General features: G+C 28.4%; 11 protein-coding genes and 1 riboswitch. All 11 genes read right to left on the reverse strand.

Annotated elements, in window-relative coordinates; translation table 11 throughout:
- The coding region (locus BUA62_RS03655; RefSeq protein WP_072863559.1) for an adenosylhomocysteinase at positions 1-593 on the reverse strand (593 nt) is incomplete at its 3' end.
- Positions 594-763: 170 nt separating this feature from the next.
- Complete coding sequence (locus tag BUA62_RS03660) at positions 764-1876, reverse strand: KamA family radical SAM protein (RefSeq protein ID WP_072863561.1); 1113 nt, start codon at positions 1874-1876, stop codon at positions 764-766.
- A 151-nt stretch (positions 1877-2027) separates the two neighbouring features.
- Positions 2028-2792 (reverse strand): ABC transporter ATP-binding protein, encoded by a 765-nt coding sequence (locus BUA62_RS03665; RefSeq protein WP_072863562.1) that lies wholly within the window; start codon positions 2790-2792, stop codon positions 2028-2030.
- Complete coding sequence (locus BUA62_RS03670) at positions 2789-3742, reverse strand: FecCD family ABC transporter permease (protein WP_234970277.1); 954 nt, start codon at positions 3740-3742, stop codon at positions 2789-2791. Before BUA62_RS03670 ends, BUA62_RS03665 begins: the two co-directional genes overlap by 4 nt.
- 56 nt (positions 3743-3798) lie before the next feature.
- Positions 3799-4683, reverse strand: coding sequence for an ABC transporter substrate-binding protein (locus tag BUA62_RS03675; protein WP_072863566.1), 885 nt, complete (start codon positions 4681-4683; stop codon positions 3799-3801).
- A 53-nt stretch (positions 4684-4736) separates the two neighbouring features.
- A riboswitch (cobalamin riboswitch) is annotated at positions 4737-4906 on the reverse strand.
- 130 nt (positions 4907-5036) lie between these two features.
- Positions 5037-8594, reverse strand: a complete 3558-nt coding sequence (locus tag BUA62_RS03680) for an LVIVD repeat-containing protein (RefSeq protein ID WP_072863568.1) — start codon at positions 8592-8594, stop codon at positions 5037-5039.
- Between the two features lie 290 nt (positions 8595-8884).
- Positions 8885-13753: a cohesin domain-containing protein gene (locus tag BUA62_RS03685; RefSeq protein ID WP_072863570.1), complete on the reverse strand. Its 4869-nt coding sequence runs from the start codon at positions 13751-13753 to the stop codon at positions 8885-8887.
- A gap of 149 nt (positions 13754-13902) precedes the next feature.
- Entirely contained in the window at positions 13903-15588 is a 1686-nt protein-coding gene (locus tag BUA62_RS03690) for a carbon starvation CstA family protein (protein ID WP_072863572.1), read from the reverse strand.
- 366 nt (positions 15589-15954) lie between these two features.
- Positions 15955-16635 carry a LytR/AlgR family response regulator transcription factor gene (locus tag BUA62_RS03695; protein ID WP_072863574.1) on the reverse strand — a complete coding sequence of 227 codons (681 nt, stop codon included), beginning with the start codon at positions 16633-16635 and terminating at the stop codon, positions 15955-15957.
- A complete protein-coding gene (locus tag BUA62_RS03700) occupies positions 16632-18290 on the reverse strand; it encodes a LytS/YhcK type 5TM receptor domain-containing protein (protein WP_072863576.1) in 1659 nt (552 codons plus the stop codon). Before BUA62_RS03700 ends, BUA62_RS03695 begins: the two co-directional genes overlap by 4 nt.
- Positions 18284-18559, reverse strand: a complete 276-nt coding sequence (locus tag BUA62_RS03705) for a hypothetical protein (protein WP_072863578.1) — start codon at positions 18557-18559, stop codon at positions 18284-18286. Before BUA62_RS03705 ends, BUA62_RS03700 begins: the two co-directional genes overlap by 7 nt.

Consider the following 18559-nt stretch of genomic DNA (forward strand, 5'->3'; position numbering starts at 1 on the left):
GCTACTGTTAGATTTGTTGATCTAATTATTCCATCCCATGTTGATTGCCCTGTGCCGTATCTGTTGTCAAATAAATATTTCATATATGAATCATTTACATCTATTACTGGTACTTTTAATTTTCCATCTTTTAATAATGCTTTATATCTTTTTATACCTGTTGTCGTCTCTTCATTTATTCCCCATATGTTTTTTAATAATTCTGGATATTTTTCTACAATCCTAACCCCTAAATCTGCACCATCATCGATAACAATATTGGGTTCAATAGAAAGTACTTCATCTATGTTTTTCCAATATAGTTCTTCATCAATAGAGCGCTTAGCATAAACATTAACGCCATATGTTTTTAGCGCCTCAGCTACATCATCTTGTGTAGACAACGGATTACTACTCGTTATTGCTACTTTTGCTCCTAATTCGTGTAAAACTACCGCAGTATATGCTGTTTTTGCTTCTAAATGTATACTCATTGATATATTTATATCTTTAAATGGTTGTTCTTCCATATACATTTCTTTTAATGTGTTTAATACTTTCATATGTTCCTTTACCCATTCTATCTTTTTTCTCCCGGTTTCTACTAAACCCATAAAGTTCCCCCCTTTTATTTGTATATATGTATTATATCATAAAATGAAAACTTTTATGATTTTTTCAAATTCTAATTACTTTAACCATTTAAAAGTATTAAAAATACCCTTCCAGTTTGATTCTCTGGAAGGGTATGTCTTCGATATGAAAAATTCTCAAAGCAACTTTTTTATTTTAAAGGATTTTCTATTATATATTCTTCAACTAATTCTTTGTAATCATCAAGCCAATATGCATTTGGATTTCTTTTATAAACCATAAATTTTCCAGCATTATTTAAATAATGGGCTCTTTGATATCTAAAAATTATATGTTCTTTTGTTAATCCCGCAACCTCAATTTTTCCTGTTTCATGAGACATGGCAAATCTTGCTCTTTTTGCTAAACCAGAAACATTCATTATTGCTTTTAAAAATGCTTGATATCCTTCTTCAATAGGTACTGCATAAGGTTTATTACCAGCAACAGGTCTACCCTGAAACACATAGTATGGCGGAATACCTATAAAAGACAATTTTTTAAACAATTCCATTAAAATTTCCCAATCTGAATTAACACCTTTTATTAATGGTGTTTGGTTAGCTAATATTGCTCCTGCTTTTAAAAGCATATTTGCCGCTTTTATTGAAACCTCTGTAATTTCATTAGGATGATTAAACTGTGTCATAATATATATTTTCTTTTCATCTGTAGAATATCTTTTTATCATTTCAACTAATTCAGGATCATCTATTATCCTATATGGATTAAACGCTAACATTTTTGATCCGATTCTAATAATTTGAACATGTTCTATTTCTCTGATCTGTTTAACAATATTTTCAAGCTTTTCTGTAGATAATAATAACGGATCTCCACCTGTTAAAAGAACATTGGTTATTTCTTTGTGTTGTTTTATATATTCTAAGTCATTACTAACATCCCTTACAACTTCTTCACCTATATTTATAAATAATCTTTTTCTAAAACAAAATCTACAAAATCCCCCACATACATCATTTACAAGAAGTAATGCTGTATCTCTATATTTATGTTGCAATCCTTTGCTTATGGTATATGACTTTTCATTTGAAGCATCTAACCTCCCCCATTCTTCCAATTCCTCCGTCCGTGGAACTATTAATCTTCTAATAGGGTCGTCTGGATCATCCCAATTTATTAACCCTAAATAATAATCATTTGCTCTGAATTTATATTTTTTTGTAACAGCTTTTAACTCTTCCCTTTCTTCTTTGGATAATTGCTCAACCTTATCAATATCAATAATATACTTTACTTTCAATTCATCCTCCTCCTTTCAATTTTAGAAAGAAAAAAATTGACTCATATCAGAGTCTTAAAATTTTAAAAATTATGTTCATTGAAGATTAATTGTAGAAACAAAAGAAGATAATGAAATCTAAAAGAGTACAATAATATTATAGCATATTTTTTTAATATTCAAAAATAACTTGTGGTTTGTTTTTTATTGGATGTTTAACTATTATACATTCTATATTAAAAATTTCTTTCATTATTTTCTCAGTTATAATTTTTTCAGGTTTGCCTGAATACTTTATTCTTCCATCTTTAAAAATATATATTCTATCTGAATACAAAGAAGCTAAATTCACATCATGAAATATTGATAAAACGCTTTTGTTTTTTTCTATAGATTCTTCTTTTACCATTCTAATCAATTGTTGTGTATATCCAGGATCTATTTGAGATACAAATTCATCTAATAATAATATATCAGCATCTTGAACCAATGCTCTTGTTAACATTACTCTCTGTTTTTCACCACCACTAAGATAATTATATATTCTATCCTTAAAAGTCCATGTATTTGTCCTTTGCATAACTTCTTCTATTATTTCTTCATCTTTTGAAAATAATGTCTCATATGGAATCCTACCAGAAGAAATGATATTTTCTACTGTAAAATCAAAGGATGTAAAAAATTCCTGTGGAACTACTGAAATTTTTTTAAACAATTCTTTTTTCGAATAATTCTCAATATTCTTCTTGTTTATTATAATTTCGCCATTATCTTTCTTTTCTAAATTTGTTAATAATTTTAAAACCGTAGTTTTTCCAGAACCATTCGGTCCTATTATAGAAACAAATTCCCCTTTTTCTATATACATATAATCTATATTTAATTTAAAATGTTCATTATATGAAAACTTCAAATTTTTTATCTCTAAAATTTTCATATTTTTCTTCCTCTTTTCATTATTAAAATAAAAATCGGAGCTCCTACTATAGATGTTGTAACTCCTATAGGTAATTCTGTAGGTCTGAATAAATATCTGGAAAACAAATCAGCATACCCAAGAAAAATACCCCCATATATCAAAGAACCAATTGTTGAAAAATATATGTCAGGCCCTGTTAATTTTCTTACAAGATGAGGAATTATCAGTCCTACAAAACCTATTATTCCAGCTTTAGAAACAACTACAGATACTGAAAGAACATTTATAACTAATACTATTAATTTTATTTTTTCTGGGTTTATACCTGAAAAAATAGATATATCATCTCCCATAGCCACTACTTCAATATGTTTTTTAAAAATAAAATTCACTAAAACTTGAAGTACAAGAAATATACTTAATATAATTAAATCTGACCAGACAATATTACCAGTACTTCCCATTAACCAAAAATTGACATGTAATAAATTTTGCCAGAATAACACAGTAAATAATGTTGAAATTGAATTGAATACAAAACCTACAATAACTCCACTTAATATTAACGACACTACAGGTATCTTTTTACCCTCTTTAGCTAATGTAAAGGTTATCAATGTTGCGATTAAGGCAAAAACAAAAGCGAAAAATTCTATTCCAAAAGGTAAATTTATTCCATATACACTTTTTAACGCTGTATATATCACAGCACCAAAACTCGCCCCAGAAGAAATTCCTATAATAAAAGGATCTGCAAGAGGATTTTTTATAATCATTTGAAAATCATTCCCAGCTATTGCCAATATAGCCCCAATCAACAATGTACCAAGTATTCTTGGTAATCTTAAATTGAATATTATTCTATTATATAATGAATTCTGTGATTTATCAAAAAAAGCAAGTATTATATCTCTAAAGGGTATTTTTACTGCCCCTAACGATATGAATAAAATTATCGATAATAACACAAAAGAAATTCCCATAATAAGGTGAAAAATCGGGGAAAATTCCCCCGATTTTAATTTCATTTATTTTCACTGAAGAGGTTATTAAGCTCTCCCAATAAATCTATTAAGCCTGTGTTTGGTAAAGATGCTTTATTCCCGTCAATAATAAACACCTTATTATTTTTTACAGCATTAATATCATTAAATTGATCAGCATTCATTATCAAATCATAAGCACCTTTATCTCCAGGATAATAAGAAGGAACCAAAATTATATCCGGATTTTCTTTTACAACAAATTCAGGTCCAACAGCAAACCAACCATTATTCCCAGTATATGGTGCAGTGATGTTTATACCTCCAGCATATGATATTAATTCATTTAAATATGATCCTGTGCCACATGTCCACATTTGGGACACACTGCCATATGCAGAAAGATATATAACCCTTGGTTTTTCTTTCCATGTAAATGTGTTTTTTGCAATATTTAGCATTCTCGTTCTTAATTTTTGCGCATAATCATGAGCAGTTTTTTCTTTTCCCAGAATAACTCCCACAAGAGATAAATCTCTAAACATTTCATTTAATGTAGTTGGATTAATCACAAATACTTTTATACCATATTTTTCTAATTTTAATACTTCTCCTTCTTGAAAACCACCGGTTAATAATACAACATCTGGATTTAGAGAAATTATTTTTTCAACATTTAAAGGAAACATATTACCTATTTTTTCTACATCAGTAATGTATGAATCAAAATCCGTAACTCCAACTACTTTATCTTTCTCACCCAATTTTACAATAAAATCTGAAATTGCAGGTGCTGCAACAACTATTTTTTCCACCTCTTTGTCAAATTTCACTACTCTTCCTAAATCATCCACCAGAGTTACAGGTTGAAATGCAAACAAAGATAATGATAACACCAATAACAACGTCAAAAATACCTTTTTCATATATAATCCCTCCTATAAAAAATCTATTTTCCATCTTCTTTTCGCGAGAAGATGGAACAAATCCCTTTAAAGCAGGTCTCCCGGCTTATGGATCATTCTACTCCCAGCGCCTTCCCAGAGAAATGTTTCCAGTGGCATAAGTGCTGGTTTCGTCCCCACTCACGGTGGCGCGACCGCAACGGATTTTCACCGTTTTCCCTTAACTTTAAAGGAATTTTATTTAATTGTCAGTGATATTATAACATGAAAAATACGCAATGTAAATATTAAAAGTAAAAATTAAAAGTAAATATTAAAATATCCTTTTTCTGAAACATAAAAAATCCCCGGGAAAATCCCGGGGCATATTAAACTTATTGATTTGCTGCTATTCCACCAATTAAATTATACCAATTTAAATCTTTATCTGGTGTATTACTAAATGGACTTGGCCCAAATTCAAAATCAGGTGTAGTATTATAATCATAACTGAATATTAATATTCCATTTAAAGAATCTGACAATACGGCTTTATCTACCCAAGCTGTTGCATCATTATAAATCGTAACATCCATTGCAGAACCTTGTGTATCATACATATCAACTATTTTATTATTATCCGAATCTCCATCAGGATATCTTCCATCTGAATTATCTAATCCTATTAAATCTGCCGGATCTACTTGGAATGATATAATACCTTTATTACCTGCTGATAATAAGTAATAATCAAATCCACCGTTAGAACTTGAATATACTACATCTGTTATCATAGCATCTTCAAATCTTACAGCATACTTATCAGAAGTGGTGTTACCATCTGTTGGTCCATCTTCACTAAATTTTCCATTTGCAGTGTTATATTCTTTTAATACAAAACCTGCACTACCATCTGCTACAACAACAAAATCGGCTATATTTGATACTTCAATTGAAAACGCATAACCATCTGTATCATATCTTTCAACAAAAGTTAAAGCATTTTCTGCTGCATATGTTAATGAACCTATCCCATCATCACCAAGAGCTGCAAATATTATATTATTTGTTACATCTTTAGCTAAATCAACTACTACTTTTCCATCAACACTAACATTTTTATCATAAACTGGCGCTCCTGCAGAAGCTATATTAATAATTGCAATTCCAGCTGCACTATCGGCTACATATAAATATGTATTGGCTGTTTCTGAAGGCAATAATGAATATGCATACCCATCTGTATCTACATAATTATTAGTTAAATATGGTGGATTATCTGCTGTCCCACTTACACTACCATCATCTAAAACATTTCCATCTCCATCACTATCTAAGTCTATTACAGAAACTCCTGCAGCTCCATCTGCTACATATAAATATCTAGTTCCATCAAACCAAACATCTTCTGCTGAACCTCTTGTTTTTACTACCGCTATTATGCTTCCATCATTCTTCAATATTCTAACTCCTCCAGATTTATCTGCTACAATTATAGCAACTTCATTTGCATCTAAAATTCCACTTTCATTATAATCTGTTTCAATTACAATACTTTTTCTTGCATTCATTCCTACTAAACTATTTGCGCCAACTGTATCTGCATCATATGGTGCTGATACTAAATCATCCATTATACTTAAATTAGAATCCATTTTTACTAATCCATTAAAACTATCAAAAATATAAATTGTTGAACCATCTATATCTAATGATTTTGCATATCCATTTGTACCTTTTACTCCAACATAAGAAAGATCAGATTTTTTCAATTTAACAATACCCATCGTCCCATCTGCAACAAATAAGGCATCTTCAATTGTTGAATAAACTGCATCTTCTGCATATCCTGGTGTGTCAAAACTATATAATGCTATAACATTATTTTCATCTGTAACATCATATTTTATTACTCCTTTGTCTTTTGCAGTAGCATAAATATATTTATTAGACCCTTCTGTTTCAAAAATAACGCTATTTATATCAACCGAATTAGAGTTATTATCAGTATTTATACTTGTTATCAATATTGGATTTGAATAATCAGATATATCTAATAACAATAGACCTTCTGTTCCTGCTGCAACATATGCAATTGTTCCATCATATGTTATGTCATAAGTTTTACCTGTTACACTATAACTTCCCAATAATTGGAAATCTGTATCTCTTGCACCATCACCTTCAAATGTTGCCTTTAATATCTTTATACCAGCATCTTCTACAGCTGCAAAAATATAATAATTTCCACTATCTTCTTTTTTAGCTAATTTTCTTGTTATTCCACCAAGTGATATCTTACCACCGTCTATATCTGTATTATCAACTTCAGGAACTCCTGCATTTAGGTGATAAGAAATAATACCTTCACTACCATCTGCAACTAAAAGATATTTTTCTGGTGTTGATGTATCAATTTTTACTATATCATAAGCATAACCATCTGTATCTTGAGATTGTAATTGAACCATTTTGTTAGTATAAGCTGCATCGAAAATAAATATTCCTTCGTATCCACCTGCAGCATAAATCCTATCTACTGGATTAATAGAGAAGCTTCTAGTTGAGTCTGATTCTCTCGTTCCACCTTTTGGATCTTTTGCAACCACTTTCCAATAATATGTTACTCCTGTTTGATTAAAAGTATCACTATAACTATTCGTTGTAAGATCCTTTACATATATTGTTGTAGGATTTGGATTTGTATCAAGATATAAATCATATGTTATAGCATCACCATCTGGGTCTACTGGAGCACTCCAAGTAAAACTAACTACACTTCCTGCTGAAACCGACGAACCATCACCTGGTCCTGTTAAATCAAAGGCTCCTGGAGGTGTGTTGAGTTCAGGCTTTGTTTTATTATAATTTCTTGAAAATATAATAAAATCATATAAATCAATTTTTCCATCTGGAAATGCTATACTATAAATATTATTACTTTTCCATTCGCCTACGGGTGTGATTTCTGAAGGATAAATATCAAAATCTGAATCATAATTAACATCTCCAATTTTTGAACCATAATGATCCAAAAATGCTATAAAATCATTGATGTTAACAACTTTATCCTTTGACAATCCTCTACTTATATCATCAAAATCCCCTAAAAGTTTTGGATTATATATCGTAACCTCTCCTGTGTGTTTATCTACTGTAACTTTCTGCAATGCATTATTTAAAAGTGTTGCATCAACTGATAATGTTATTGTTTGTTTTGGATCTACATTTTTTGCTCTCCAATATATCTTTACAAGATCGCTTGATGCCATTGTTAACTCTTCACCATTTATCGTAGAAAATTCAATTAAAAGTTTTCCTCCGGTTTTTTCTACTGTCGCTTTATTGACATTACTTAATAAAACATCCACACCATCACCATCTACACCTTTGTTTTCTATTTCCATAAAGTTTTCATCGTAATAAAATTCTATACTAAAAGCTTCTACTCCAGAAATATTTTCTGCATGTATTATAGTCCATGTTGAATCGTTAGTTAAAACATTTGTTGCATCTGATACACTTAATCCATCTTGATATGGTGCTGTTGCTTTTGTTATTATTTTGTTGCTTTCTTCATCGAAAATTGCTGCTTTTGTTATTATTTTACTTTGTTCAGGATTTAAATAATTTCTCTTAATAGAAAATAACTTTTCTCCTTTTACTATATCTCTTTGTGCTTTTGAAACCATTACCAAAGTCTCATTACCATAATTTTTCACTAACAAAAGTGAGTTGTTCTTATCATAGATAAATGCATCTCTCGGGATATTTGTATCAAACCTCAATTCTATGGCTGATGCATTTACTTGTGAGTAGATATCATAATTCGTTGAAAGATCTACTCTAATATCATCTGTGTTTAACTTACCAACTGGTACCGCTTTAAAACAGCTTGATAAAATTACTATCAATGCCATCGATATAACAAATAACATACTATACTTTTTCATCTTTTTCACCCCCAAAATTTTTATTTCAATTATGCTATCGACTAAAATTTTATGAGCTTTAATTTTTTTTATATTTTATTTAACAAAAAACACTATATTAACACAATCATTTCAATAATCTCTATAAAGCTTTTTTGAGTTTTATAGTGGCATATTCTGAAAAATTACCTAAAAAATCGTCCCTTTAATTCATACTTATCATATTATTCACCTCCACACATTCATCAAATTTATACCTAAAAGTATCTAATCACCCCTTTCTATAAAGTATTCATATATTTTATATATTTCTATTGAATTGTGATTATTCCAATATCACTAATATCAACCTCTAATTCATTCCCAGAAGAATCTACTATTTTAGTATTATTTGTGAATTGTAACTCTGTACTACCAGAATTACCTATAGCTGTAAAGTTTATTTTTATTATGTCACTATCATTAATATTAAATGGAGAAAATGATAATGTTGTGATTTTAATTTTTCCATTATTTATATTTATGATCAAACTTCTTCCTGTTAACTCTCCAATAAATTGAATATCACTTTCTGAAACGTTTAATTTTGTATTATCATAACTTACTTCAATATCAAAAGCTAATACATTTTCTAATTTTTGACCATGAATTATTAATTCACCCTGACTTCCAGATGGAATGATTGTATCTTTAAAATATAATTTTGGAGTCAATGGACCTATTGATTCTGTTACTGTGAATTTATAGACATCACTTGAATTCTCACCGCCTTTACCATCTTTCGCTACTACTTTCCAATAATATGTTGTTCCTAATTCTAAATTCGATACTAAAAACGAAGATGCGGTTAAGTTTGTTTTATATGGCACAATTAAATCCTGTGTTTTTGATAAGTATAAATCGTAGATTAAACTATCTCCATCTGGATCTGTTGCGCTCCAACTTAAGGTAACATCTGGTTCTATATTGGTCGAATTATTTAACGGCTCTATTAATATAGGTTTATTCGGAGGATTATTTACTTTCTCTGATGTTGTAAACGAATATATATCACTTGACGTCTCACCACCTTTACCATCTTTTGCAACTATTTTCCAATAATATGTTTTGTTCGCATCTAAAACGATAGAATATGTTGTTCCATTATAATTAGTTTCCACTGGGGTAGATAACATTGGCTCTGAATTTATATAAATATCATAAGTTAGAGAATCACCATCCGGATCGGAACACTGCCATTTTAAAACAGCATTATTTGATACATTATTAGCATTATTCACTGGTTCTAACAACACAGGTTTTAACGGAGGATTGTTTTCTGCAGCTGATTCTGTTACTGTAAAACTCCACAATTCGCTTTTGGAAATATTTCCATAGTTATCATATGCTTCAACATACCAATAATATGTACCTGGAATTAAATTTGTAATTTTATACGAATTTTGTGAAATATCACTTGCTACTTTTTGTTGATTTATATTATCTCCCAGATATAGGTTATAATAAACATTGTCTCCATCTGGATCAGATGATTCCCAAGTTAATGTTATAGTTGATACAGAAATATCACTATTATCTGCTGGATATGGATTATATGGTTTTAACGGAGGTCTATTTGTTGGAACAATTATGTTTTCCCCGTTTATATTCCCTGTATGTCTTTTATCACCTAAATAAATTGGCCATGCTGAATTTCTTAATTTATTTGTATCACCATATATCCCATACAAAAAGCCCTCTGTAGTTCCAAAAATTATTACTCCATTATTATCAATATTAGGAGAATATCTTACTTTTCTATATTCATCATACCATCTTAATTCTCCATTATATACTATAAACTTATCTTTTGTTGTTATATATTTTATCCCATCCATTAATATTAAGGTATATGGTTTCTCATTCAATTGTATTTTTTCAAGAGATTTTCCTAAATAATAATATCTATACAAATTTCCTTCTAAAGTTTCAAAAATTATAGCATTGTTATTATCTATAAATATTGTTCCTATCACTTTTTCACCTATATCTTTTTCAAATTCAACATCTCCAAATCCATTAATTGAATACACTTTATTTTCTATAGCAAAATATACATTTCCATATTCATCAATAGATAAATCTGTTGAAATAATATTATTAAACGATTTTTTAAATCTAATATTTCCTAAATCGTCTAAACTATATAGATGATTATCCATACCGAAATATATGTTATTATCCTTATCAACTACAATATTTGTGGTTGGATTGCCACTTAATTCTTTTTTCCACATTTGCTCTCCAAAAAAAGATAGTTTATATATATTCCCAATATCTGTAATTACAAATATTTCACCATTTTTTCCTAATGAAACAGGAATACTTATCGAACCATCTAAAATAATTTTATTAGATAACATTCCATTTGAATTTATTATATATAATTCTCCATTTTCATTTCCTACAATCACTTGATTTAATGGGTTTAAAACTACTGATGCTTTTATAAACCCGTTAGTATCAAAAGACCATAATTCTTTACCATCAGAAGTATAAGCATAAATTTTCCCGGAACTTGTTGAAAAATAAATTATATTATCTTCTGAGATTGCCGGAGAATATATAGTTGCTCCTTCCACCTTCACTTTAAATTTTTCTTCTGCTGGTGGTGGAATTGTTGTGAAACTAAACAAATCACTTTCTGTTGAAAATTCACCATCTCCAACTATTACTTTCCAATAATATTTTTTATCGTTTTCTAAATTGACTTCATACGAAGTTGATTGTGTAGTTGCAACTAATTCTAAATTATCTCCTTCACCTAAATATATACCATAGGTTAATTCATCATCTTCCATATCTTCACACTGCCACATTAATTTTATTTTCGTTGGTATTTCAACACTTTGATTTTGAGGATATATTAATTCTGGTTTTTTGGGTGGTGTATTATTTTTTACATAAGATGTTCTATTTTTATTTATATTTTTTCCAAAAACATACCAATTGTTGTTGAATGTTTCCTCATCAGCTATCGATAATGCGTACAATTTAGCTTCTGATGCAAAATATAACAATCCATCATTTAATAAAGCATATGTTTTTATATTTTCAAAATCGGCTATGTTTATCTCATTATTGTCCTTTATTAATCCTATATTATTAACAGCAATTATATTCTTATCTTTTGATATTAACATTGTTTTAGAAAATATATTATTTGAAGAATAAGTATCTATCAAATTTCCATCTTTGTTTATCTTAAAAATAGCATTGTTTCCAGATACATAAAAGTATTCACCATCATATAATATTTCACTATTTATTTCTTCTGATACATTTAATTCCCAACGTTTAACTCCATTTTTATCATAACTATAAATAAAGTTCCCTATAGCAAAATATATATAGCTTTCTTCATCATTTATTACAAATGATGAAAGTGGTTGAATCAAATTAATTTCTTTATAAATTTCCCCTTTAGGTTTCGCAATTATAACCTTCCCAGAATTCCCATATTCCCCAAAAATAACTATATACCCATTTTCAATTATAAGAATAGATGACGATGGTATTATTTCATAGTTCTTTTGCCATTTTAAAATAAAATCATCTATATCATATACATATAATATACCTTCTGAAGTTATTATGTATAATTGTTTTACACCTTTATAATCTTCATTTGCTGTGAGCCCCACAACATTTCCACCAATATTGATTGTGTTTTTTAATTCAAAAATATTTAAATCTATAATACTAATATCTCCATTAATTTCTGCAACATATAACTTATCTTGGTAAATTATGCTATTGCCTATTATGTTATCCAAATTAATAACTTTGTCAATTGTCCCATTTGTATTTAATCTATAAACACTCTCATTTGTTATAACTATTAATTTATCATTATACACAAAAATATCTTTGATATTGCTAATATCTTTTACCCATTGAACAGTATTCACTTCTTTTTTTGTTCTAAACTCTATTTCATCGCTTGATTTAATACCACCATAATTATCTTTTGCTACTATTTTTAAGAAATATTCTGTATCATCATTAAGAGATATATCATATTTGTTATTTTCAATTAAGGTTGCAATTTTTGTATAATTTTTTGACCGTGTCCCTAAATATATATCAAACTTTAATTGATCATTATCTAAATCTATACAATTCCATTCTATTTGAAAATTTTTTGGCACAATAGAATTATTTTTTGGATATACTATTTGTGGTTTTTCAGGATTTCTATTAACATCTTTAACAATAATATTCAATGTCCCACTAACATTTTCTTTTGTATCTGAAACTATTATTATTTCACCTATTTTCTTTTGAGAAACCGGATGACTTACAAAATTATAATCAGGTTTAAATATATACTTACTTCCCTGAATAATTGCACCATTATTTGTATTTATCTGATATTCGAAATAATTATCCTCCATATCAGATACATAATTTTTTAAATCAAGGCTAAATTCTTCTCCTTCACTAACAATGAAGTCTTCTTTTGGAAAATCTATCATTGGTGGAGTATTATCTAATGTTTTAAATGTCCATGTTTCTGATACTTCTGATGCACCAAAAGAATCGTAAGATTCAATTTTCCAAAAATATGTTGTGTCTAATTTTAACTTTTTAATTGTATATTCAGTATTTGTTAAAGCTGATGCAATTGGTGTGTTTAAAGGTGTTGATTCTGATAAATAAAGGTTATAAAAAACCTGATCTCCATCAAAATCTATACTTTTATACCATTCAAATTTTAAATCATAAGGGCTAACCACTTTGTTATTATTTTCCGGATATCTGAGTATAGATTTAATAGGCTCTGAATTTAAATAATTAGTTTCAAAAGAAACTTCTCCTTTAGTTCTATTACCACTTATATCTATTACCTCTAAAACCCAATCATATTTTGTATTTTCTTCTAAATTTACTTTCAAATTATTAGAGGCAAGACCTTCTGCTTTATATTTTAATTGGCCATTAGAATATAAATAAAAATTATATATCAACATCTTTTTTTCAGGATCTTTAGCTGACCAACTGAAAGCAACTCCACCTGGATTAATTTTTTCACCATTCGATGGATTCATACTTTCTATAATAGGAGGTTGATCCTTAAATATACAACTTTGTAATACAAGTATGATCAATATAAAAAATATTATCATTATTTTCTTCATAAAAACCCCTCCTAACATTTTGACTAATATATTATTAAATTTGTTCCTTAGATATTTATATACACTTCGTATTATTTTTCTATATTTTCTTATTATTTACCTAACAAAAAACGTCTCGCTTTTGCGAGACGTTTAAAATTATACAAATATTAAATTTCTTCTTCTATCGCTTCTGATTCTTTTAAATTCTTTGATATTGCTATAATCCCTTCCATTAAGATCCATAATGCGATTATAAGAGTAACAACTGTAACAAAAATTAGCAATCCATTATTTGAAGCGATAAATTTTTTCAAGTTCATTATAGTCGCGTATAGTGTAATAACCATCATAAATAACATAGGTAATCCTGTAATCCATATTGGTTTCTTTTTCTTAGCCAGATAAACAGTTCCAATTAATAATGCCAATCCTGCTAATAGTTGATTTAACGCACCAAACACTGGCCATAATATTAAAGCACCTTTACCTCCATCTGCAGATAAGGCTAAAGCCATTGCAGCAAGAATAACAACTGCTGTTGATACATATCTATTTTTCAATGGTTTTACAACAACTTCACCATCTTTATTGGAGAACAATTCTTGAAGGGCAAATCTTTGTATTCTTGCTGATGAATCCATTGTTGTTCCAGCAAATGATACAATAAACACAGCCATAATAGTCTTTGCTAAATCTAACGGTATTCCATAAGAATTCATTAAATTGGCTGATCCATTAATTACAGCTGATAATTTTGCTCCTAATCCACTAGCTGTGGCCCATGATGCATAATGCGAAGTAAATGCTTCAGCTCCTCCACCATTCATACCAATACCTGCAGTTACAGCTATAATAACTATTGTTGCTAAAACTCCTTCCATAATCATACCACCATAACCTATCAAATGTGCATCTGTTTCTTTTTCAAGTTGTTTTACTGTGGTTCCTGATGCTGCCAAACTATGAAATCCTGAAATTGCACCACAAGCTATTGTTATGAAAAGTATAGGGAACAAAGGAGGTGCATCTGGAACTGTTTGAAATGCAGGAGCCACTATTTTTGGATGCCCAACTATAATACCTAATACTAATAATGATATTGCTATTAATAGTTCATGTGAATTTATATAATCTCTTGGTTGCAATAACTTGTGAACTGGCAATGTTGATGCAAGAAATACATATGCCATTAGTATATATATCCATGTTACAACTGATATTCCACTAATAGGGAATATAACCCCAATAGCAATTGTAACATACATTAAAATAACAGCTATAATGGAATAAAGTGTATCATTTTTACCTTTATTATATACCATGTAACTTAACCACATTGCAATTGGTATCTCCATCCATACCGGAAATACAGATTGTGGATACATATTGAATAACAAAGCGACAATTAAACCAAAAACAGCTAATACTATCCATAACAAAAATTGTATTAAAATTAGAAATACTTTAGCTGTTCTTTCATTGATTAGATTTCCGGTCAATTCACCAATAGTTTTACCCTGATTTCTTGCTGAAACTATAAGGGAAGTAAAATCATGAACTGCTCCCATAAATATTGAACCTAAAAATACCCATATAAAAGCTGGAACCCAGCCCCAAATTACACCAATTGCTGGACCAACAATTGGACCTGTTCCTGCAATTGTTGTAAAATGATGTCCAAATAAAATATGTTTTTTAGTTGGAACATAATCAACACCATCTTCAAACTCTTTTGATGGAACAGGATTCTTATCATTCAATCCAAATATCTTCTTTGCTATCCATTTACCATACGTGTTATAAGCTAACCAATAACCAACCATAGCCAATACCGCCAAAAGTAACGAATTCACTAAAATTCCCCCTTTCAAAATTTTATGCGGTAATTAGTATATCACTTGATATATTAATTAATGATTAAACATACAAAAAAATGACCTGAACGGTCATTTTTTTGTGTTGAATGTTTTATTTTTGACTTGACTTTTCTTTTCTCATTTTTCCTATTCTTACTTTTTATTTTTATTTTTGCAAAGTGTAACTTTGCTGTTTTGACCTGAACGGTCATTTTTTTGTGTTGAATGTTTTATTTTTGACTTGACTTTTCTTTTCTTATTTTTCCTATTCTTACTTTTTATTTTTATTTTTGCAAAGTGTAACTTTGCTGTTTTGACCTGAACGGTCATTTTTTTGTGTTGAATGTTTCATTTTTGACTTGACTATATTTTTAATACCTTTTTTATTTCCCTCATATGTGTTTTTCCAATAGGAATAATTTTGCCTGTTTTCATCTGTAATGAATTAAGCTCTTTTATAAATTTTTCAATACAATTTAAATTAACTATATACGACTTATGCACCCTTAAAAAATTGTACGGTAATTCGTTTTCTAACTTATTTAAATTTTTAAAATGTTTAAGAGTGTATTCATTTTCATTAGTTATTACCTGTATTTTTTTTTCAAAATATTCAAAAAAGCATACCTCATCAAAATCTAAAAATATTATTTCACTACCATTATCCACTGCAATTTTACTCAAATTACTCTCTTTAAAAGTGTTTTCAATTCTATTAATTGTTTCTATAAATCGAATTTCCGAAATAGGTTTTGTTAGATAGTCCAATGCATTTACTTCAAAGGCATCTACAGCATATTCCGAATAAGCTGTAACAAAAACTATTTTATATTTTTCAAGGTATTTTGAAGCCTTTATACCATTCATTTTCGGCAATTCTATATCCAAAAATATAACATCTACATTATTTTTCTCTTTACTTTTCAAGAATTTTCCAACGCTATCAAAACACCCTACAATTTCAAATGAACTCATTTCTTCAATTAAATCTTTCAAGCCTTCTCTTGCATAATATTCATCATCTATAATAGCTACTTTTATCATACTACTTCACCGACTTTACTTTTCAAATTTATTTCAATTTCAGTTCCGCCAAATATCGCATTTTTTATTGACAAACTATAATTATATCCATATAAAGATTCTAATCTATTTCTTATTAATTTTAATCCTTTTCCCTTAGACTTGTTTCCTAAAAAACCTTTTCCATTATCTTTAATAACAATATTTATATTATCTTCTTTTTCTGAAATTATAATTTCAATTATTAATTTACCTTCTTTCATTCCATGTTTTATTGAATTTTCTACTATTGGTTGCAATATAAAAGGTGGAATTAATTTATCTTTTAAATTATCATCAATTTTTATTATATAATCTAATTTATCTTTGAATCGTAATTTCATTAATTCTAAATAATTAATTGTAAATTCTATCTCTTTTTTTATCGATACTAATCTTGAATTCTCATATAATGTATATCTTAATAAATCAGACAAATTATCAATAAATTTATTAACTTTTTCAGGTTCAGATTTTGAAATATATTTTATTGCATTTAATGTATTAAACAAAAAATGTGGACTTAAATTTGCCATTAATTCTCTTAATTTTTCCTCTGTTGCTAATTTGAGAGCTTCATTAATTTGAGAAGTTGAAATTATCAAAGACAATATTTGTGCCAGTTTTTTTCCAAATATTATATCTGTATTTTTTATGTCATTTTTTTTAGAATAATATAATTTCAGTGTACCTATTAACTCTTCATTTATATCTTTTATTGGTACTATTATAGCTGAATATAGTGGGCAGTCATTCTTTTCACATTTTATACCTTTTTTACCTATAATCTTTAATCCCTGACTATTTTTTATAACCTTTTTTGTCGCTTCAGTTCTTATAGGTAACCCTGAATAGTGATGATCCTCACCTATTCCAACATGTGCAAGTATTTTTTCTTTATCGGTTAAAGATACCGCTTCAAAATCTGTATTATTTAATATAACATTGGCTATATCTTTAGCACTTTGTTCATTAAATCCTTTCTCTATAGTATTCAAACTCATTTCCATTATAATAAAAATAGAATTAATTGTATTTTCCGTAGTAAATTCAAGTTTTTCCTCCATATTTAAAATCATAAAATTCAAAAAAGAGATTCCTAATGCATTTGTAATAACCATAGGAAATAATATATTGAAGGTTATATCATATGCTAAATCAAACGGTTTTACCATAACTAAAACATATGTTAAATGAATTATTTCAATAATTATAGTATAAATAAGCGTTTTGAAGAAAGTAAAATGTTTCCTTCCATAATATTGAGAAATTAATCCACTTATTATTCCAGCAGTTAACGTTCCAAAAAAACAAGGAACTGCTGTAATACCTCCTATAAACAATCTATGTATTGAAGATATTAAAGCAGCTATAATTCCTGAAGGTATTCCTCCCAACATACCTGCTAAAATTACACCAATATCCCTATAATTTACTATAGCTCCATTATATTCTACACCAAAAATCGTTCCTAATATACCTAATAAACCACCAATTATACCAAGAATAATCTTATTTTTGGCAACCAATGTTTTGCCAAAAATTTCTTTTATAAAATATGTTTGAAAAATTATATAAGTTATAACTAAAATTAAAGATACTCTTTCGAGTAAAATCAAACTAATGTTTTCTAACATGGATCTCTCATCATCGCCCTATCTCCAAAATCTCCTAAATCTTTTAATTCTGAATCTTTTATTTCTTTTGCTTTCTTTTTTGCTTCTTTGTAGAAATTCAACGTTTCATTTATTTCCACACCATGCAATTCTTTTAACATCTCTTTAGCCTTACCTTGCGGTGCTTTTGAAGTAAAGACTATAACCTTTTCATATCGATCAATAACCTTTTTTATACTTCGAATATCAACAACCCCTATTCCAAAACCATACAAAATTAATATTTTCAT

Source organism: Marinitoga hydrogenitolerans DSM 16785 (assembly GCF_900129175.1).
Taxonomy (GTDB): Bacteria; Thermotogota; Thermotogae; order Petrotogales; family Petrotogaceae; genus Marinitoga; species Marinitoga hydrogenitolerans.